21 protein-coding genes and 2 pseudogenes are annotated in these 17,225 nt (G+C 71.9%); 11 read left to right on the plus strand and 12 right to left on the minus strand.

From position 1 onward, the window contains the following. Positions 1 to 24: 24 nt before the first annotated feature. From ACQ9ZG_RS21505 to ACQ9ZG_RS21515, 3 genes are all read right to left on the minus strand, one after another. On the minus strand, positions 25 to 507 hold the full coding sequence (locus tag ACQ9ZG_RS21505) for a succinate dehydrogenase hydrophobic membrane anchor subunit (RefSeq protein ID WP_028416594.1): 483 nt from the start codon (positions 505 to 507) through the stop codon (positions 25 to 27). Between the two features lie 5 nt (positions 508 to 512). After that, a complete protein-coding gene (gene sdhC, locus ACQ9ZG_RS21510; RefSeq protein ID WP_073740310.1) occupies positions 513 to 893 on the minus strand; it encodes a succinate dehydrogenase, cytochrome b556 subunit in 381 nt (126 codons plus the stop codon). A 227-nt stretch (positions 894 to 1,120) separates the two neighbouring features. Next, complete coding sequence (locus ACQ9ZG_RS21515) at positions 1,121 to 1,645, minus strand: 2-oxo-4-hydroxy-4-carboxy-5-ureidoimidazoline decarboxylase (RefSeq protein ID WP_499281104.1); 525 nt, start codon at positions 1,643 to 1,645, stop codon at positions 1,121 to 1,123. Positions 1,646 to 2,215: 570 nt separating this feature from the next. Here ACQ9ZG_RS21515 and ACQ9ZG_RS21520 point away from each other — a divergent pair. The 4 genes from ACQ9ZG_RS21520 to ACQ9ZG_RS21535 all read left to right on the plus strand — a co-directional run bounded on the left by ACQ9ZG_RS21520 (position 2,216) and on the right by ACQ9ZG_RS21535 (position 6,220). Next, on the plus strand, positions 2,216 to 3,826 hold the full coding sequence (locus ACQ9ZG_RS21520) for a beta-N-acetylhexosaminidase (RefSeq protein ID WP_109917490.1): 1,611 nt from the start codon (positions 2,216 to 2,218) through the stop codon (positions 3,824 to 3,826). A 272-nt stretch (positions 3,827 to 4,098) separates the two neighbouring features. Further along, positions 4,099 to 4,920 carry a DUF4328 domain-containing protein gene (locus tag ACQ9ZG_RS21525; RefSeq protein ID WP_499281106.1) on the plus strand — a complete coding sequence of 274 codons (822 nt, stop codon included), beginning with the start codon at positions 4,099 to 4,101 and terminating at the stop codon, positions 4,918 to 4,920. A gap of 212 nt (positions 4,921 to 5,132) precedes the next feature. Beyond that, a complete protein-coding gene (locus ACQ9ZG_RS21530) occupies positions 5,133 to 5,738 on the plus strand; it encodes a hypothetical protein (RefSeq protein WP_109915227.1) in 606 nt (201 codons plus the stop codon). Between the two features lie 179 nt (positions 5,739 to 5,917). Continuing rightward, entirely contained in the window at positions 5,918 to 6,220 is a 303-nt protein-coding gene (locus ACQ9ZG_RS21535; protein WP_028416589.1) for a hypothetical protein, read from the plus strand. A gap of 75 nt (positions 6,221 to 6,295) precedes the next feature. On the opposite strand, the gene ACQ9ZG_RS21540 is transcribed toward ACQ9ZG_RS21535, so the two are convergent. Next, on the minus strand, positions 6,296 to 6,580 hold the full coding sequence (locus ACQ9ZG_RS21540) for a hypothetical protein (RefSeq protein WP_018490938.1): 285 nt from the start codon (positions 6,578 to 6,580) through the stop codon (positions 6,296 to 6,298). A 179-nt stretch (positions 6,581 to 6,759) separates the two neighbouring features. After that, on the minus strand, positions 6,760 to 7,494 hold the full coding sequence (locus tag ACQ9ZG_RS21545; protein WP_050451274.1) for an HNH endonuclease family protein: 735 nt from the start codon (positions 7,492 to 7,494) through the stop codon (positions 6,760 to 6,762). 165 nt (positions 7,495 to 7,659) lie between these two features. Between ACQ9ZG_RS21545 and ACQ9ZG_RS21550 the strand changes: the two genes are divergently transcribed. Then, entirely contained in the window at positions 7,660 to 7,857 is a 198-nt protein-coding gene (locus ACQ9ZG_RS21550; protein WP_018490940.1) for an antitoxin, read from the plus strand. A gap of 57 nt (positions 7,858 to 7,914) precedes the next feature. Here the strand turns inward: ACQ9ZG_RS21550 and ACQ9ZG_RS21555 are convergent, their stop codons facing one another. Continuing rightward, positions 7,915 to 8,058: a hypothetical protein gene (locus ACQ9ZG_RS21555; RefSeq protein WP_499281109.1), complete on the minus strand. Its 144-nt coding sequence runs from the start codon at positions 8,056 to 8,058 to the stop codon at positions 7,915 to 7,917. A 265-nt stretch (positions 8,059 to 8,323) separates the two neighbouring features. Continuing rightward, positions 8,324 to 8,479 (minus strand): annotated as a pseudogene (locus ACQ9ZG_RS21560) (IS5/IS1182 family transposase); the annotation flags it as partial. Positions 8,480 to 8,751: 272 nt separating this feature from the next. On the opposite strand from ACQ9ZG_RS21560, the gene ACQ9ZG_RS21565 reads away from it, so the two are divergent. Both ACQ9ZG_RS21565 and ACQ9ZG_RS21570 read left to right on the plus strand, forming a co-directional pair. Beyond that, complete coding sequence (locus ACQ9ZG_RS21565; RefSeq protein ID WP_109915226.1) at positions 8,752 to 9,465, plus strand: hypothetical protein; 714 nt, start codon at positions 8,752 to 8,754, stop codon at positions 9,463 to 9,465. 46 nt (positions 9,466 to 9,511) lie between these two features. Continuing rightward, positions 9,512 to 9,888, plus strand: a pseudogene (locus ACQ9ZG_RS21570) (transposase); the annotation flags it as partial. 15 nt (positions 9,889 to 9,903) lie between these two features. Here ACQ9ZG_RS21570 and ACQ9ZG_RS21575 read toward each other — a convergent pair. Further along, complete coding sequence (locus tag ACQ9ZG_RS21575; RefSeq protein ID WP_109915225.1) at positions 9,904 to 10,620, minus strand: VOC family protein; 717 nt, start codon at positions 10,618 to 10,620, stop codon at positions 9,904 to 9,906. A 362-nt stretch (positions 10,621 to 10,982) separates the two neighbouring features. Here ACQ9ZG_RS21575 and ACQ9ZG_RS21580 point away from each other — a divergent pair, with 362 nt between their 5' ends. The 3 genes from ACQ9ZG_RS21580 to ACQ9ZG_RS21590 all read left to right on the plus strand — a co-directional run bounded on the left by ACQ9ZG_RS21580 (position 10,983) and on the right by ACQ9ZG_RS21590 (position 13,762). Then, positions 10,983 to 11,264 (plus strand): site-specific integrase, encoded by a 282-nt coding sequence (locus tag ACQ9ZG_RS21580; protein ID WP_181398218.1) that lies wholly within the window; start codon positions 10,983 to 10,985, stop codon positions 11,262 to 11,264. 405 nt (positions 11,265 to 11,669) lie between these two features. Next, positions 11,670 to 12,590, plus strand: coding sequence for an RNA polymerase sigma factor (locus tag ACQ9ZG_RS21585; RefSeq protein ID WP_386699275.1), 921 nt, complete (start codon positions 11,670 to 11,672; stop codon positions 12,588 to 12,590). Next, positions 12,590 to 13,762 (plus strand): hypothetical protein, encoded by a 1,173-nt coding sequence (locus ACQ9ZG_RS21590; RefSeq protein ID WP_499281628.1) that lies wholly within the window; start codon positions 12,590 to 12,592, stop codon positions 13,760 to 13,762. Before ACQ9ZG_RS21585 ends, ACQ9ZG_RS21590 begins: the two co-directional genes overlap by 1 nt. Before the next feature lie 302 nt (positions 13,763 to 14,064). Here ACQ9ZG_RS21590 and ACQ9ZG_RS21595 read toward each other — a convergent pair whose 3' ends face one another. Then, complete coding sequence (locus ACQ9ZG_RS21595) at positions 14,065 to 15,207, minus strand: L,D-transpeptidase family protein (RefSeq protein WP_499281111.1); 1,143 nt, start codon at positions 15,205 to 15,207, stop codon at positions 14,065 to 14,067. Positions 15,208 to 15,463: 256 nt separating this feature from the next. On the opposite strand from ACQ9ZG_RS21595, the gene leuE reads away from it, so the two are divergent. Next, positions 15,464 to 16,126 carry a leucine efflux protein LeuE gene (leuE, locus tag ACQ9ZG_RS21600; RefSeq protein ID WP_028416582.1) on the plus strand — a complete coding sequence of 221 codons (663 nt, stop codon included), beginning with the start codon at positions 15,464 to 15,466 and terminating at the stop codon, positions 16,124 to 16,126. A 58-nt stretch (positions 16,127 to 16,184) separates the two neighbouring features. Here leuE and ACQ9ZG_RS21605 read toward each other — a convergent pair whose 3' ends face one another. Genes ACQ9ZG_RS21605 through ACQ9ZG_RS21615 form a run of 3 tightly spaced genes read right to left on the minus strand, consistent with a single transcriptional unit; the run spans position 16,185 to position 17,194 of the window. Continuing rightward, positions 16,185 to 16,646: a MarR family winged helix-turn-helix transcriptional regulator gene (locus tag ACQ9ZG_RS21605; RefSeq protein WP_109915171.1), complete on the minus strand. Its 462-nt coding sequence runs from the start codon at positions 16,644 to 16,646 to the stop codon at positions 16,185 to 16,187. Positions 16,647 to 16,679: 33 nt separating this feature from the next. Further along, positions 16,680 to 17,030 (minus strand): sialidase family protein, encoded by a 351-nt coding sequence (locus tag ACQ9ZG_RS21610; protein WP_181398212.1) that lies wholly within the window; start codon positions 17,028 to 17,030, stop codon positions 16,680 to 16,682. After that, complete coding sequence (locus ACQ9ZG_RS21615) at positions 17,027 to 17,194, minus strand: sialidase family protein (RefSeq protein WP_181398213.1); 168 nt, start codon at positions 17,192 to 17,194, stop codon at positions 17,027 to 17,029. Before ACQ9ZG_RS21615 ends, ACQ9ZG_RS21610 begins: the two co-directional genes overlap by 4 nt. Positions 17,195 to 17,225: the final 31 nt, after the last annotated feature.

The raw sequence follows: 17,225 nt of genomic DNA on the forward strand, positions 1-17,225 counted from the left end.
CCTCTGGTCCCTCTGTCCCGGCGCCTAGCGGATGTTCGGGTCGAAGGTGAAGATCACCAGCGTGCCCAGCAGGACGGTGAACACCGTGGCGGTGTACAGGAGCATCTTCAGCCAGAAGCGGGTCCTGTCCCGTTCGGCGTAGTCGTTGATGACCGTACGGAGGCCGTTGGCGCCGTGGAGCATGGCGAGCCACAGCATGATGAGGTCCCAGGCCTGCCAGAACGGCGAGGCCCAGCGACCCGCCACGAAGGCGAAGCCGATCTTGGAGACGCCGCCGTCGAGCACCAGCTGGATCAGCAGGTGGCCGATGACGAGGACGGTCAGGAGGATGCCCGACAGGCGCATGAAGAGCCAGGCGTACATCTCGAAGTTGGTGCGCGAACCCTTGGGCGTCTTGCTGGTCCGCTTGCGCGGGGGCTCGATCACCGGGGCCGGGTTGTCGACGTCGTACAGGCTCACGCCCTCGACGTCGCCGATCGCGGCTGCGGAAGAAGTCTCGCTGGACATGGGCCTCAGCTCCCGAAGACGTCGCGTACGGCGTGACCGAGGACGGGGTACAGGGCCCCCACCATCAGCACGATCCAGATGCCCACCACGGTCCAGAGCATCTGCTTCTGGAGTCGCGGGCCCTTGGCCCAGAAGTCCACGGCGATGATCCGGAGACCGTTCAGCGCGTGGAAGAGAATCGCGGCCACCAGGCCGTATTCGAGGAGCGCGACGATCGGCGTCTTGTACGTGGCCACGACGTCGTCGTAGGCCTCGGGGGAGACGCGGACGAGAGCGGTGTCCAGGACATGTACGAACAGGAAGAAGAAAATGAGGACACCGGTGACTCGATGAGCCACCCAGGACCACATGCCTTCCCGGCCGCGGTACAGCGTTCCAGCCGGCACGGAAGAACCCTCCGGGAGCGGGGATTGGGGTCGGCCGGCTTGACTGTCGGTCTGACCCGGCCGGGTACGGTCCACCGGCCCCGGCCATCGTAGCGACGCTTTGTCGGTTCGTTCGCGCGGGGGCCTCTGGTGTGATCAAAGTGGCAATCAAACAGGCACGTACGGGCTAGAGCGGGTCTTTCCCGGCTGCCGTCCCGCTCAGGTGGGTCCGGGCCGCGCTCCCCGGCTCACCAGCCCCCGGCCACCAGGTCGACGAGCCTGCTCCGGGCCAGTCGCCGCAGCTCATCGGCGGTGAGGGCCCGCTCGTCGTCCATCTCGTGGGTCAGCCGGACCCGGATGGCGGCCAGAACCTGGTCCACGGCCTGCGAGGGCGGGCACGGATCCAGGCAGATCACGAAGGAATGGCCGAATCTGCTCTCGTACGCCGCGTGCGCCGCCTGGAGCGCGAGATGGGCGGCGCGGGGCGCGTCGTCGTGCAGGAAGGGGGCCGGCTCGGCGGCGAGCGCCTCCGCGATGTCCCGGGGCGCCAGGTCGTACCCCGCCTCGTCGGAGGCGGCCAGCAGCGACGGCAGATCGGGGAAGGGCCGGTGGGCGGCCATCCGGTGGGCCCAGCGGCGGCTGCCGCAGCACTCCGCGAGCGCGGCCTCGGCGATGGCGAAGGGGGCCTCGTTGAACCGGGCGAGCCCGGCCGCCACCTGGGCGGGGGACAGCCCGGCACCACCGCCGGGCTGCGGCGGACGGCGGTGCTGCACGGGTACGGCGGAGGGCCCGGCCGGGGGTGCGGACTGCTCGGGCAGGCCGGCGGGGGACTCGCTGGACCTGGACAGCGTGGACTCCTCGGATCAACGGCATCTGTGCCCCTGAAGAGGGGCAGGAGGCCGACAAGGTTGCCCCACGGGGGCGTACGCGGGGTGAAGGCGAGGCACACGTGGGGCGTGCGGGGGACGTGCGCGGGGTGGGAGGGGACGTTCCGGAAGTGCGGCCTCCAGGGCGGGACCTCCCGGCGCCGCTCAGGGCTTCCGGGCGGCTTCCCGAGGGCTCCAGGGAGGGGAGTGAAGGGAGGGACGAATGTGCGCAACGCTAGCGAGATCGGCCGACGGCCGTCCGGGGGATCGGCTGAAAATCACCCGAACGGGAGAGTTTCGGAACCTTTGACGCTCCGCTGACACCCCCCTGACCTGCGGAATCCGGGGTTCCGTACGCTCGGCGCTCGTTCTCGGTGGGCGGATCGGCGGCAGGAATGTCAGTCTTTCAGCCTATTCATCAATCCTCTCCCCCTTTGCTCCCCTGGCCCTGGCCCCTATCCCGGAGGAATCTGAGCGATGTCGCCCACGCGAGGTGCCCTCGTCACCGGCGCGGCCGCCACGGTCGCGGCCGCCGCCGTCCTCACCGTCGTCGTCTGGCCGGAAGGCTCCGGCAGCCACCCGTCCCGCGACGCCGCGTCCCCGTCCGGGACCTCCGCGTCGGCGGCAGCCCCGTCACCCTCCCGCAGCTACCCGCTCTCCACCGCCCCGAGCACCATCCCGGCGGTCCGTGAGCACACCGCCGCGCGCGGACCCGGCTGGCGGCCCGGCGAGGACAGCACGGTCGTCATCGCCAAGGGCAGCGAGGTCCTCGCGGACGAGGCCCAGCTGCTCGCCAGGGAGCTGAACATCCACTACCGGGGCGCCGAGGACGCCCGCGAGGGGGATGTCCAGCTGGCGCTCGGGGCGAAGGACCAGGGGCCGGCCGAGTCGTACACGCTGACCGTCCGCGACCGGAAGGTGCGGATCACCGGCCCCGACGAGTCGGGCGTCTTCTATGGCACCCGCACACTCAAGCAGTCCCTGAAGGCGGACAAGACCGTGCCGGAGGGGGTGGTCAACGACCGCCCCGACCGCCCGCAGCGCGGACTGAACCTCGACATCGCCCGCAAGCACTACAGCGCGGAGTGGATAGAGGACCGCATACGGGAGATGGGCGACCTCAAGCTCAACCAGCTCGGCCTGCACTTCTCCGACGACCAGGCGTTCCGGATCGAGTCGAAGACCCACCCCGAGGTGGTCTCGGACGAGGCCCTGACCCAGGACGAGGTCCGCCGTATCGTCGGGCTCGCCAACAGCCTGCACATCGAGGTCGTCCCCGAGATCGACTCGCCAGGACACCTCGGCGCCGTGCTGCGCGCCCACCCCGACCTCCAGCTCCGCAACACCCAGGGCCGGGAGTCGCGCGGCTCCATCGACATCTCCAAGCCCGGCGCGGCGAAGCTGATCGACGAGCTGCTCGACGAGTACACCGACCTGTTCCCGGGGAAGTTCTGGCACCTGGGCGCCGACGAGTACCAGGCGCTGATGGTCCGCGACCCCGCCGCCTCCTACCCGCAGCTCCAGCGGGCCGCCGAGCAGAAGCACGGCTCCGGCGCCACGATCGAGGACCTCGCCACCGGCTGGCTCAACGACCGGGCGGCGGTGGTGGAGCCCAAGGGCCGCACCGTCAAGGCGTGGAACGACGGCCTCTTCCGCGACTCGAAGGTCGTCGCGGACAAGAACATCGAGATCGAGTACTGGACCGGCAAGGAGATCGGCGCCCGGCCCCCGCAGGAGTACCTGGCGGCGGGCTACAAGATGCTCAACCTCAACGACGAGTTCCTCTACTACGTGCTCGGTGAGCCGAACGAGTTCGTCTACCCGACCGGCAAGCGGATCTACGAGCAGTGGACCCCGCTGGTGCTGCGCGGCACCGAGCCGGTGGCGGCCCGCTACTCGCCGCAGATCCTCGGCGGCCGGTTCGCGGTCTGGGGCGACCTCCCCGACGCGCAGACCGTGCAGCAGGTCGCGGACGGCATCAGGATGCCGCTCGTGGCGACCTCGCAGAAGCTGTGGGACCCGCGGAAGCCGGAGCTGACCTGGGACCAGTTCCAGGAGCTGGCGGCCCGGACGGGCAGCGCGGGCTGAGGGTGCGGGGCGCGGGTCCTTGCACCCGGGTGCGGGGGCCGGGTCCTCGGACAGATGCCCCTTCCACGAGTACGGGGATCGGGTCCTTGGACACGCGCTTCTCCACGGGTGCGGGGTGCGGGTCCTTGGACAGACGCCCCTTCCACGGGCTACGGTCCGTCGGCCGCGCGCGCCCCGGGGGAGGGACGTGCGAGGTCACCGACCACTTGTCGTACGGGCGCTGTCCCGGAGGGCCGCCCTCCGCGTGACCCGCGCCCCGGGGGGAACGTCTCATGCTCTGCGTCCGCTGCCGTACCGGAACGGCCGTCACCGACGACGGCCTCTGCGCCTCCTGCCCGGGTGCCCGGACCCCGCTGCCCGGCCGGCCGGAGCCCGCGGCGACCGGCCCCGGCGGCTGGGGCGTGGGCACCTGGCCGCGCTCGCCGGTCGGCCTCTCCCGCGCGGTGACCGTGCTGCTGGGCGCCGTCATCGTGACGGACCTGGTCGCCATCGGCGGGGGGCTCCACCTCCGCTCCCTGTGGCAGGGCCTCGCCGAGCAGGGTGACCCGGCCGTGCACGGCAGCCGGGGCGTGACGGCCGAGCGGCTCCTCTCGGCGGCCCAGACCGGCCAGCTGGTCGTCTTCGTGGTCACCGCCGTCGTCTTCATCGTCTGGTTCCACCGCACCCGCCGGAACGCCGAGGTCTTCGACCCGGGCGCGCAGAGGATGGGGCCGGGCTGGTCGGTCGGCGGCTGGTTCGTGCCGTTCGCCAACCTCTGGTACCCCTACCGGGTGGCCGCCGGCATCTGGGAGGGGAGCGCCGTCCCGGGCCCCGAGGGCGGCAGGCCCACCGTCTCCCGGACACCGCTCCGCCTCTGGTGGGCCGTGTGGATCGTCTCCACGTTCCTGAATTCGTTCACCGCGCGCATGGAGGAAAGCGCCGAGACGCCGGAGCAGACCGTGGAGGGCCTCGGACTGGTGGTGGCGGCCGACGCGTTCGAGATCGTCTCCGCGGTGCTGGCCATCGTCTTCGTCCGCGCCCTGACCCGCATGCAGGTGGCGCGGGCGGAGCTGCGGGCCTCGCGGACCGGGTCCGAGCAGCTGACGGCTCCGTAAACGGCCTTCCCCCAGGACAACTCCGAACGACGGTTCCGCGCCACGGTTCCTCGCCACGGTTCGTACGGCGGTTGGGTGCGGCGGTTGAGTACGAGGGCTCGGTACGGCGCTTGCGTACGACGGTCTGGTGACGGATCACCGTCTGCTCCGGCGCCGATAGTGACGATTTTCAGCCATTCGGCGCAGTACGCGGTAGACCGAGGGAGATGTCGATGAGTCTGCTCGAACTGATCGAATCCGCCGACGAGCGCGCGCTCGCCGCCGGCGCCGTGGCCTGCCTGGACCGCTGTCTGCCCCTGCTCACGGGGCCGGACGGGCCCGAGCCGCTGCGACCGCTCTGGGCGAGCTGTGAGAACGGGCGGGATTGGGCCATCCGCCTCACGGCCGTCCGTGCGGAGCTGGACGAAGAGGCGGCGCGGGCTGGGACCGACGGGGACGGCGGGGACGGTCCGGCCGCCCGGGTGCGCGCCATGCTGGCGGCGGCTCCCTCCGACTTCGCCCCCGCGCCGCTACGGGAGTGGGCGGACGCCTGCTCGCTGGTCGCGCTGGAGATCCACAGCCGGTTCGACGCCCCGGACGGGGACGCCCCGCAGGACACCGCCGACCTCCTGAAGGCGGCACGTGCCGGGGAGGCGGAGGGTGCGGGGCCGTTGGTGGCGGGGGAACTGGAGCGGCAGATCCGGATCCTGGAGATCCTCGCGGAGACCGGCGGCACGGCGGGCAGCGGCGCAGGGGTGCGCAAGGCCCTGGACCTGTCCACGGAAGGGCGCCGGGTGCTGCGCGCGGTCATGTCGCGCCGGGCCCGCATCAGGGGCTGACCGCGTCACCCGCGTGGGTCGGGCCGCTCACGCCACCCGTGCCATCCACTCACCCGCTCCGCGCAGCTTCGCCGGACTCCGTACCCCAGAAGGGATAAAATCGGCTAAAAGCCGCGAGGTGTGTGCGTCCGGCTCTTCGGCCGGTACCGCCATGCCCCAGTCGAGGAGGAGCCGCGCAGATGTCCACCACCACGGAGCACCGCCCCCACGCCGACCACGACCATCGGCACGCTCCGGGCTGCGGCCACGTCGCGGTGCCGCACGAGGACCACGTCGACTACGTCCACGACAGCCACCTGCACCGGGTGCACGGCGACCACGTGGACGAATGCGCGAAGTCCGGACACGAGATCCACGAGGGCCACGACCACCAGCACGGCCGGGACTGCGGCCATGTCGCCGTCCCGCACGGCGACCACGTGGACTACATCCACGACGGCCACCGCCACTCGGCGCACGACGGCCACTGGGACGACCACTGACCGAGGGCCATGGCCCCGCCGCGGGCCATGGCCGACCGTGACCGGCTGGCGGCGGGCGAGCCCCCCGGTCGCCCGTCACCCGGCCTGAGCGCCGCCTCCCCGGCGTACGCGGTCGAGGATGTCCCGGTGCAGGGCCTCCAGACCGGCGGAGGGCAGCGGGACGGGGCTGCCGGTGAGGACGTACCACTCCTCCGCGCCCGTGTACTGGACGGCGATGTCGGCGCGCCCGTCGGGCCGCAGGGTGGTGGAGACCGTCAGCTCACCGGTGACGACGCCCACCTCGTCGGTCATCGCCCCGCCGCGTCCCGCCTCGACGTCGTCCACGAACTGCTCGGTCCGGTCCGGGTCGGGTCCGTTCATGAGGTGCTTTCCGTTCAGGAGAGGTACAGGTCAACGAGCCGCGGGCCCACGGACGCGGGCCCCACGCGTGCGGGCCCCACGGAGACGGGCGCACGAGCCCCGGCTACCCGCGTCTCAGGTCCACGCGTCTCGGGTCCACGCGTTCCCGTTCCGTGGGCCGGGCTTCGCGCGCCCCGGCGTCACGAGCCGCAGGTGTCCAGCATCTCGGTGAGCGTCTCCTTCTCCGCCTCCGTCACCGAGAGTTCGTACGAGGCCTTCACCGACACCCAGGCACGGGAGTAGGTGCACCAGTACGCCTTGGACGGCGGCTGCCACTCGTCCGGCCCCTGGTCCCCCTTGGAACGGTTCGTCGCGGCCGACACCGCCAGCAGCTGAGGCCGCGCCAGGTCGTTGGCGAACTCCTTGCGCTTCTCCTGGGTCCACGTCCTGGCCCCGGAGCGCCAGGCGTTGGCGAGCGGCACCATGTGGTCGATGTCCAGGTCGCGGGCCTCGGTGAAGGCCTTGTCGTCGTAGACGCTGGTCCACTTCCCGGCGACCGCCCGGCACTGGTCGTCGCGCTCGACGTCCGTGCCGTCCCGCTCCAGCACGGTCTCCCGCGTGTCGCAGGACTCGCCCTGCGACGCCCAGTGGGGGAACTTCGCCCGGCTGTATCCGGACATCGAACCGTGCTTGGCCACCGTGAGCCCGGCCAGCTCCTTCCGCGCCTGCTCCGCGGTCGGTATGCCCGGCAGGGCCGAGTCGTCGGCCGCCGTACCGCCACCGCCGCCGGCCCCGGTGGACGCCGAGGCCGAGGCGGACGGCTTCCCGTCCGCGGGCTCGGGCTGCGTCGCGTCCTCGATCGCCGCGCATCCGGCCAGCGCGAACACGGCCCCGACCGCCAGCCCTCGCCGCCACCAGCTCTGTCGCCTCGTCATGACCTGGCCCACCCCATGCAGTTCGCCGCCGATTGCTTCCGGTCGAGCAGCCTATCGGCTCGCCCTTCGCCGTCCGGTTCCTTCCGGTTTCCGTCCGGCGGACCGGATGCACCGTGAAAGAATGCGCACCGCCAGGCAGTTTCGAGTGGAGGAGACGGATTCCGGATGTTCGATGCTCTGAAGGGTCTGAAGGAAAAGGCCGAGACCCTTGCCGAGGCCCACGGGGACAAGATCTCCGACGGGCTGGAGAAGGCGGGCGACTTCATCGACAGCAAGACCGACGGCAAGCACAGCGACAAGATCGACACCGCCGTCGACAAAGCCCAGGAGTACGTCCAGGGTCTGGGCGAGAAGAAGAACTGACCCCGGAGGCCCCGGAGACCCGGAGCGTGCCCTGCCGGCCCGCCCCGGGGCGCGTCGTCAGCGGGACGCCGCGGACAGGACCACGTCCACCGGCCTCTCCCACCAGTCTCTCCGCGTGATCTGCTCCGACCCCTGCGCGCCCACGGTGACGTACACCGTGGGAGGGCGCCGGTCGAACGCGTGCAGACCCGGTGCCGTCACGGCCTCTCCTCCTGGCCGGTGGTCAGGGCCTGCGGCCGTACGGGACTGCCGGTGACCACCCCCGAGGGCCGCACGCTCTCCGGCACGAGCGGCACGGTGGTCGACCACGAGCGGGACACGGGCCATGTCCCGGACGCCGACGGGTGACGCCATAGAGCCGACGCGGGCTTACAGGCCTCCGGCCGTACCGGTCCACAGGGTCGGGATGCCGGGGGCACGGCCCGACGTCGGCCCACGGGGTGGGTCCGGTCACAGCACGCGCGCCGGTCGCGAGGGCTCTGTTCTGCTTGAGTTTGTTGAAGCAGCGTTCGACGACGTTGCGGCGCCGGTAGGCGGTGCGGTCGAGGCGGCAGAGTGTCTCGCCGCGTCGTCGCCGTCCGCTGATCTGGTCGGTGCGTTCGGGGATGGTGCAGGTGATGCCGCCGGTCCCGCACCGGCCGCCCCATCCGCGACGGGGCCAACAACGGCCCGATCACCGCCCAGGCCCGATCAGTCACTTCATGACGACGCACCACGAACGGACCAACGACCAACCCACATTGCGGACACGCCCGCAGACATGCTCGGCTCCATCGCCTCGGGTGTGACCACCGTCTTCAGTGACTGCGACGGCATGATCTACAACTGTGGGCCGCCTTCCGTCGCCTGAGAGGGTGGAGCATGCAGCGACCGAGACCCCCGGAGGGAAAGACCATGGCCAAGCAATGCGTCACCGTCTGTCTCCCGCCCTGCGCGCCCGGGGAGGCCCTGAACCGGGCAATCGCCGAGGCCATGGCGCCTTTCGACATGAACCGGCAGGACGATCTGCCCGGCGGCGGGGACGGGGAGTGGGACTACTGGTACATCGCGTCGGGCTGGGACTTCGCTGTACGCCCCGGATACGAGGACGATCCGCGGATCGTCAGGGACGGTGAGGAGAAGAACGAGCCGCGCCTGGGCGACCGGTGCGCCGGCGGGCCCAAAGCTCTGCTCGACCTCGATGCCGACCGGGTGGCGGTCGCCGAGGAAGCGGCCCGGCGCTGGGACGCGTGGCAGGAGTTCTCCGCCGGGTATCCGGCGGCTCTCCCGGCGCACCACTTCTGGGCACGGGTGCGACTCGACCCCCAGCAGCGGTACTCCTTCGAGCAGGCACGGGCGGAGCACGAGAGCCAGCCGCTGATCCGCGCTGTGTACGCCGATCCGGTACTGCGGGAGCGGTTCGGCGACGATCCGGTGCAGTTCATCCTGCCGGACCGGGACGCGTACGTTGCGGAGCAGTACGCCGACGTCCTGCCGACCTGGGCACTGCTCACCCTCGACGGCCGGTGGATCGAGGGCGGCACCCAGGAATATCACGCCGCCTTCAACGCCTACCTGGACAGACTGCCGGACGCCACCATGCTGGTGCGGGTCCTGTACCACTCCTGACAGACTTCCCCTCCCGGAAGACTCAGTCTCCCGCAAGAACCAGGCGTACGCGCTGACCGAGCGCCCTGACCGCACCTTCGCCTTCGACGAGTTCGGGCCGCTCGGCATCCGCCCCACCGGCGGGTCCTGCTGGGCGAAGGAGGGCAAGCCGGACCGGTTGCCGGCGACCTTCCATCGCACCCATGGGGTGACCTACTTCCACGGCTGCTACTCGGTCGGCGACGACACCCTCCGGGGCGTCAACCGCTGCCGCAAAGGCACCGCCCCGTCGCCGGCCGCGCTGCGATCGATCCGGGCCGCTCGACCAGACGGCGCACCGATTTACGTGATCCTGGACAACCGGTCCGCCCACAAGGGCAGCAAGATCCGCCTGTGGGCCCGCAAGAAGACAAGGTCGAGCTGTGCTTCACGCCGACCACCGCCTGATCGACGGCCGAGTCACTGCTCAAGGCAGCGAACCAGGAATGCCAGTCCCTCTGGGCTGCTCAACCGCACAACACGACGACCGGTTTTCTCGGACCAGGTGGCCGAGTCATGGCCGTGTTCGTGTGCGCGTACGACGACGCTGTCCAAATCCTCGACGTCGACCGCAAGTTCCCACTGCGGAAGGGATGCGCTGGGTCCACGTGTAGCGATGAAATCGGCGCAGTTCAGAGGGGTCCCCGTCGTCTTGTCGTAGAAGCGCCGGGCTTTCTCAGGCTGGTCGCACGTCAGGACCATGCGGTGCGGGGCACCCGCCAAGTGGGGCGGGAACTGCCATCCGGTGAAGTTGCGCGGCTGCCACAGGGAGAAAGCGGCACCTACCGGATCAATCAATGTCGCCATGCGCCCCTGATCGCCCGCGTCGAAGGGAGGTACGACAAGACGAGCGCCGTTCTCCGTCGCCACTTCGGCGCGACGGTCGACGTTGTCGACTGCCAAGTAGTAGGCGATGTGGGCGGGTGTTCCCGGTGGGTAGACCGGGTTCGCCAGGTCGCTCACGCCACCGATCAGGTGGCCGTCGATGGCTATCTTGGTGGCCTTTCGCCAGTCCTTCTCGTCCACCGCGAAGCGCCAGCCCAGCGTCTTCGAGAAGAAGGTGGCGGTGCCGGCCAAGTCACGGGTTTTGAGGTCCATCCAGCAGAACTCGTTCGATGAACCCAGACGGGTCGTCATTCTGTGCTCCTTGTCGTCTCGATGCTGGGTATCGAGTACTCAGACGACTACGCAAGAGATTTTCGGCTGCGCTGCGTAGCAGGGTCGGCGTGAAACCGGTCCTACCGCACCGATTCGATCCGATCCGAACCGATGGCCGGCCAGGCACAAACGTCAGGGTTGTCTCTCGGGTGATGACGGACCAGTCCGCGGATTCGGTCACCGGACCACTTCCTTCACTGGGACCGCGCCGTCCTTGGCGACCATGACCATCAGGCCGGGTGCGCCGCGAGTGCCCGTCCGGTGCCGCCGCCACGTGCTTTCGGACTCCAGGGCCGGTACCTGGATGAACGTCCTGGGTCCGTCGGTGTCGAGTGCTCGTGGTGGAGGTGCCCGGCCAGGAGGACGTCGGCCAGGTCAGCGCTCGGTGGCGAACCACCAGGACGCGGCTGGAGCTTCCCGAGAGGTTCCGTATCCACGACTGGCGGCATAGCAAGGTCACCAACGACCTGGACGCTGGCGAGAACCCCGTTGAGGTCTCGGCCAACGTGAGGCACCACTCGCCGGGCTACACGATGTCCCAGTACGGCAAGCGCCGGGTGGAGGGGGCGCGGAAGCTCGCGTCGGGGACCGCGCAGCGCATCGGGCTGGGGCGCATTGGCTGACCGCTCGACGGGTTGGTCACGTCGTTGGTCACGGAGGGAAATCCCGCTGGTCACGCGACCCTGCGAGAGGGACTCGCTGGCGCGTTGGTCACGCCGTTGGTCACGGAGGGGGTAAGTGCCCCACAAAAGCGCAGGTCAGAGGGCTAATTGTTGGAGCGACGACCGGGGCCGCCACCCCCCACAGGAGAGGCCCCGGCCGTCTTCCACGGGGTCGCAGCACGACCCCGTACTCATCTCAGCGTCGCGGCTGCGTTTTCTGTCACACCGTGCCCCGGGGCCGCGAATTGTTGCGAGTTGTACAAGTCATGGACGTGACCCCCGCCGACCACGTAGCGTGCTGAGTCGCGCAGAGTGGCGCGGCAGTGGTGACCAGCTGCGATTTGGACAGCAGGGCGGGTTGAGGGAGTGCTGGGGGACGACGCGGAGCTGACCGCCGCGGTGCTCGCGGCACAGGACGGGGACGAGGACGCTTTCCGTGCTGTGTACCGCGCTGTGCAGCCACGGTTGTTGGGTTACATACGGACGCTGGTCGGGGAGCCGGACGCCGAGGACGTGGCATCCGAGGCCTGGCTCCAGATAGCGCGCGACCTGGACCGGTTCAGCGGGGACGCCGACCGGTTCCGGGGGTGGGCGGCCCGGATCGCCCGCAACCGTTCGCTCGACCATCTGCGGATGCGCAGCCGCCGCCCCGCGATCGGCGGCGACGAGACCGAGCTGACCGGACGGCCCGCCGAGTCCGACACCGCCGGTGACGCCATGGAGGCGCTCGACACCGACCGCACGATGTCCCTCATCGCCCAGCTCCCGCAGGACCAGGCCGAGGCCGTCGTCCTGCGCGTGGTCGTCGGGCTGGACGCCAAGAGCGCCGCCCAGACCCTCGGCAAGCGGCCCGGCGCCGTACGGACCGCCGCCCATCGCGGCCTCAAGCGCCTCGCCGAACTCCTCGGGGAGCACCAGCCCGACGCGTCCCGCCCCGCCGCCGTGCCGCCCGCGCCTGCCGGGGGGTTTCCCGCCGCGTCCGGTGGCCGTTCCGGCGCCCGCACCCGCGGCGGGCCCGCGTCCGGTACGGGAGCGGGCCCCGGCGGCGGGTCCGTGGCCGGCGGCGGTCCCGGGCTGGGCGGTGGGTCCGGGCTCGGCGGTGGTTCCGACGCGGGTGCCCTGGCCTCGGCGCAGGGGGCCGGGAGCGACGCAGGTCAGGGCGGGGTCGGTGGTGCGGAACTCGGCGCCGTACCCTCTCAGCGCCCCGGAAGGGGCGGTCCGGCGGCGCCGGCCGGGGTCACTCCCGGTGTGACGCATTCGCGACCGTGGACGCAGAGGGACATGTGATGGCCGACGAGCAGTACGAGTGGCTCGACAAGGACGCGGCGGAGAAACTGCTCCGCGGCGAACCGGTCGTACCCCTCGGCGACCAGGCCCGCGACGACGCCCTCCGGCTGGCCGAAGCACTCGGTGCGGCCCGTGACGCCCGCCGTGCCCCCGCCGGTGAACTCCCCGGCGAGGACGCCGTGCTCACCGCCTTCCGGCAGGCCACCCGGTCCGGCCGGGACCGGCTCGCCGGGCGGAGCGCGGGCCCCGCCCTCCCCGGGCAGCCCGGAACGCTGCACTCCGTCCACATCGGAGCCGCCCCCTCCGCCCCGCCCCGCCGCCCGCGCTGGAGCCGCCCGGTCCGCTTCGGCCTGGCCGTCTCGCTCGCGGGGTGCGCGCTCGGCGGGGTGGCCGTCGCCGCCGGTGCGGGGGTCCTCCCGGGCCCCTTCGGCGGCCAGGACTCACCCGCGCCCGCCTCCTCCGTGTCCGCGGCGACCCCCGAACCGCTGGTCTCCGGGCTGCCCCTGGAGGACCCGACCACCGCGCCCGAACCGTCCCCGCCCGACGCCCCCGACCCCGCCTCCCCGCCCGGCAGCCGGAAGTCCGGCACACCGGAGAAGGCCGAGCCGGAGAGCGGCGGCATCGACGCGGAGGCGGACGGCGGCGACCGCCCGGGCGACCGGAACCGGCCCGGTGGGACCGTCGGTCCGGGCACGTCCGGCGGCGCCGACGCCTCGGGCGGATCGGGCGGGTCGGGGCGCGAGAACGCCACCAAGGACCCGACCGGCGGCGACGAGCGCCCCGGCGGCTCCGGCGGCCACGGCCAGGACGGCAACTGGTACGCGAAGTCCGTCAAGGCCTGCAAGGCCTTCCGCGCCGGCACCCTCGACGAGCGGAGCCGGCGGCAACTCGTCCAGCTGGCCAAGGGCGAGGAGAACCTGGAGCGCTTCTGCGACCGGCTCCTCGACGGGTCCGGTCCCGGAGGCCCGGGAAGCGGAAGCGGCGGCGGTGACGGCGACGGGCCCGGCGACGGCGACGGCGGCTCCCTGCCTCCCGTCTCCTTCGAGCCCGTCCCGCCCCGCGCGGACAGCGAGCGCCGGGCCGATGCCGGCGTGCGCGCGGAGGCGGAGCCGGAGGCGGTGGCTCCGATGCGGTCGGCGGCGCCTGGCCCGACCGCCGTGCTCACCCGCTGACCCGGGCTTTCCTGCCCCGACGTGTCGGTTTCCCGCGCCCGTACGCACGCGCTTCCTCTCGCGTACGGGCACGCTTCCCGTTCCCGTGCGGAGACCTCCCGCATCGAGCGTTCACGTGAGGTGTGACGTTTTTCGAGGGCCGGGCGCAGTACAGAGTGAGCCGACTGGTCATCGGCCGCGCGACGAGCCGGGGTTCCCCCCGTACCTTCGGCTCAGCGCATCGGCGCGGGCGGGACACGTTCCCCCGGTCCCGTCCGCGCCCTCTCACTCCGCGGGCACGTCCCGGATCCGGCGCGGCTCCCTCACCAGTAGACGACGACCTTGTCGCCGTCCTTCACCTGGTCGAAGAGCGCCGCGACCTTCTTCTTGTCCCGGACGTTCACACAGCCGTGCGAGGCGCCGCCGTAGCCGTTGGCCGCGAAGTCGGCGGAGTAGTGCACGGCCTGGCCGCCGCTGAAGAAGAGGGCGTACGGCATCGGGGTGTCGTACAGCGTCGACACATGGTCCCGGGACTTCCAGAAGACCTTGAACTCGCCCTCCCGCGTGGGCGTGAACTCCGAGCCGAAGCGCACGTCCATCGCCGAGACCACTCGGCCGTCGATCATCCACGCCAGCGTCCGGCTCTTCTTGCTGATGCAGAGCACCCGGCCGGTGAGACAGCGCTCGTCCGGCTTCGCCACCGGCCGCTCGGTCGGCGGGTCCAGCTCGTCGGCCGTCGGCGTACGGGTCATGGCCAGCAGCTTCTGCCAGGTGGCCGCGTCCGTCGCGCCGGTCCCCTCCGCCCCCCGCTTGACCTGGAAGGACCGGACGGCCTCGGCGGTGACCGTGCCGTAGTAGCCGGTGGGGTTGCGCCCGAAGTGTCCGACCTGGCGCAACCGCGCCTGCAACTCCCGTACCTGGGGCCCCTCGGAGCCCGTCCGCATCAGAGCCTCGGGCTGCGGGGAGGCCGTGCTCGGGCGGGGTGCGGGGGTGGGTGACGCGGGGGGCGGGGCGGTGGACGGCTCGCTGGGCGTCGGTGTGGGCGTGGTGTCGTCGGCCTTTCCGTCCTCGGTGGGGGAGGGGGCGGCGGGAGACGGCGTGGCGGTGGTGGCGGGTGCCGGTGCCGTCGGCTGCCCGAGCGCGTCGGCGGCCGGGTCCTGCGGCCCGCACCCCGCCGCGAGGGCGGCTATCGCGAGGACGCCGGCCGCGGTGGCGGTCGCCGTACGCCTGCCGCGCGGGCTCCCGTGCCGGGAACCCCGGGCGGAGGGGGCGTTGCCGTACGAGGCGTCGCCGTACGAGGCGTCGCCGTACGGGGCGCCGCCGTGCGTGCCCTCGCTGTACGGGGTGCCGCCTTGCGTGCCCTTGCCGTACGGGGTGCCGCCGTACGGGGCGCCGTCGCCCCCGTTCCCGTACGCGTCGCTCTCTCCGCCGACGTTGCCCGCGTTCCTGCGTGCCATCCCCGCCATCCCCACCCATCCCCCGTGCTCGTGTCCGGTCCGTCCGGTGCCTCACCGGCGCTCCTCTGACGGATGCCCGTCCGGCCCGGTGGTCGAATCCTTCGTACGACGGTAGTGGCGCCAGGTCACGGCAGGACGGCCGAAAGGTCACGGCGAGACGGCTGGGGGTGGCCGGGGGCGGCCGGGCGGGCGGCCGACAGGACGGCCGGGGACCGTCGGCGAGACGGCTGGGCACGGCGGCGCACGGGTGTGCGAAACTCCGTCCATGCTGGGTGTCACCGACCTTCCGACCTACCTCGCGGGCCTGCTGCTGATCGTTCTCCTGCCGGGCCCGAACTCGCTGTACGTGCTCTCCGTCGCGGCGCGACGCGGTGTACGGACCGGTTACAAAGCCGCCGCGGGCGTGTGGACCGGCGACACCGTCCTGATGACGCTCGCCGCGCTCGGTGCGGCCTCGCTGCTCCAGACCACGCCCCTGCTGTTCGCCATCGTCAAGTACGCGGGCGCCGGCTATCTGACCTGGCTCGCGATCGGCATGCTGCGCGCGGCGGTGTCCCTGTGGCGCGAACGGCACCGGCGGACCGCCGAACTGGCGGAGGCCGCCGAGGCGTCCGGGGCGGGGACGACGGAGAACCCCTACCGGCGGGCGCTGGTGGTCAGCCTGATCAACCCGAAGGCGATCCTGTTCCTGATCTCGTTCTTCGTGCAGTTCGTCGACCCCGGCTACGCCTACCCGGCCCTGTCGTTCCTGGTGCTGGGCACGCTGCTCCAGCTCGCCAGCTTCCTCTACCTCTCCACGCTGATCTTCGGCGGCACCCGCCTGGCCGCCGCCTTCCGTCGCCGCAAGCGGCTCTCGGCGGGGGCGACCTCGGCGGCGGGCGTGCTCTTCCTCGGGTTCGCGGCGAAGCTCTCGCTCAGCAGCGTGTAGGGGTTTCGCGCTCGGCGGGGTGCGGGGCGGCGAAGGGGAGGCCGCGGGGAGGCCGCCCTCACTCGTGCCAGGCGGTGCCACCGACGTTGTGGATCATCCGCTGCAGCACCTTCAGCGCGGCCACGAACTCCTCGTCCGGGATCCCCGCGTGGATCTCCGCACGGGCCCGCATGACCCGCTCGTACGCCCGGTCGCGCAGCGCCCGCCCCTCAGGCGTGATGCGCAGCCGGGCCCCGTCGTCCTGGGTGACCAGCCCCCGTTCCAGCAACTCGTCCACGGCCGTCCCGATGCCGTCCGCCCCCGCGTCCGTATAGCCGCTGAGCAGCGCGGTCACCTCGGCGCGGCCGACCCCTCCGGCGTCCGCGCCGACCGCCTGGTTCAGCACCCACCAGGGCGGCTGCGTGAGCCCGTGCTCGGCGAGCGCCGCCTGGACATGGGCGACCGTCGCCCCGTGCGCGGCCCCGCTCCAGTAACCGATCGGCTGGCGGGCGAGTCCCGCGTCGTCGTGTGAGTAGTCCATGCGCCGAACCTAGAACCTCAACTCTGCTTGAGGTCAAGTCTGTTCGCGGGCCGGTGGCGGGGTGGTGCTCCTGTTCCCGCTACCGGATACCGGAGAACCCCAGCCGCACCCGCTCCTCCTCGTTCCCGTGCCGTCGTCCACGCTGTGCACCACGCGCAGGCTCCGGTGCCCACGGACCGGCTCGCCCGGCTTCCCGCTCCGGGGGCCGGCCGCGTACAGCAGCGACACCCGCCCGGCCGCCGCGTCCACGACCGGCGCCGGATTCCCGTGCGAGTCCTCGTCGGCGCCGCCCACGACCACCTTCAGCGGGCCCCGACTCCGTCCGCCGTCCGTGGACTTCCGCATCACGATGTCGTTGTGCCCGATGTCGCTGCAGGTGGTCACCCGCCCTCGGCGAACGTCGGCAGGGCGCCCGAGGGCGTCGTGACGAGCGCGGGGATGCGGAAGCAGCGGTGGCCCTCGCCGCCCGCCTTGAACGGGGTGGTGACCGCCGCCGGTACGGCCGCGGAAGGAGTGGGTGCGCCCAGCACGGTCGCCGTCAGCGTCAAGGCCAGGGCAGCTGTCAGCGGACGTGTTCTG

Origin of the sequence: Streptomyces araujoniae (assembly GCF_050871195.1) — a bacterium.
Lineage (GTDB): Bacteria > Actinomycetota > Actinomycetes > Streptomycetales > Streptomycetaceae > Streptomyces > Streptomyces bacillaris.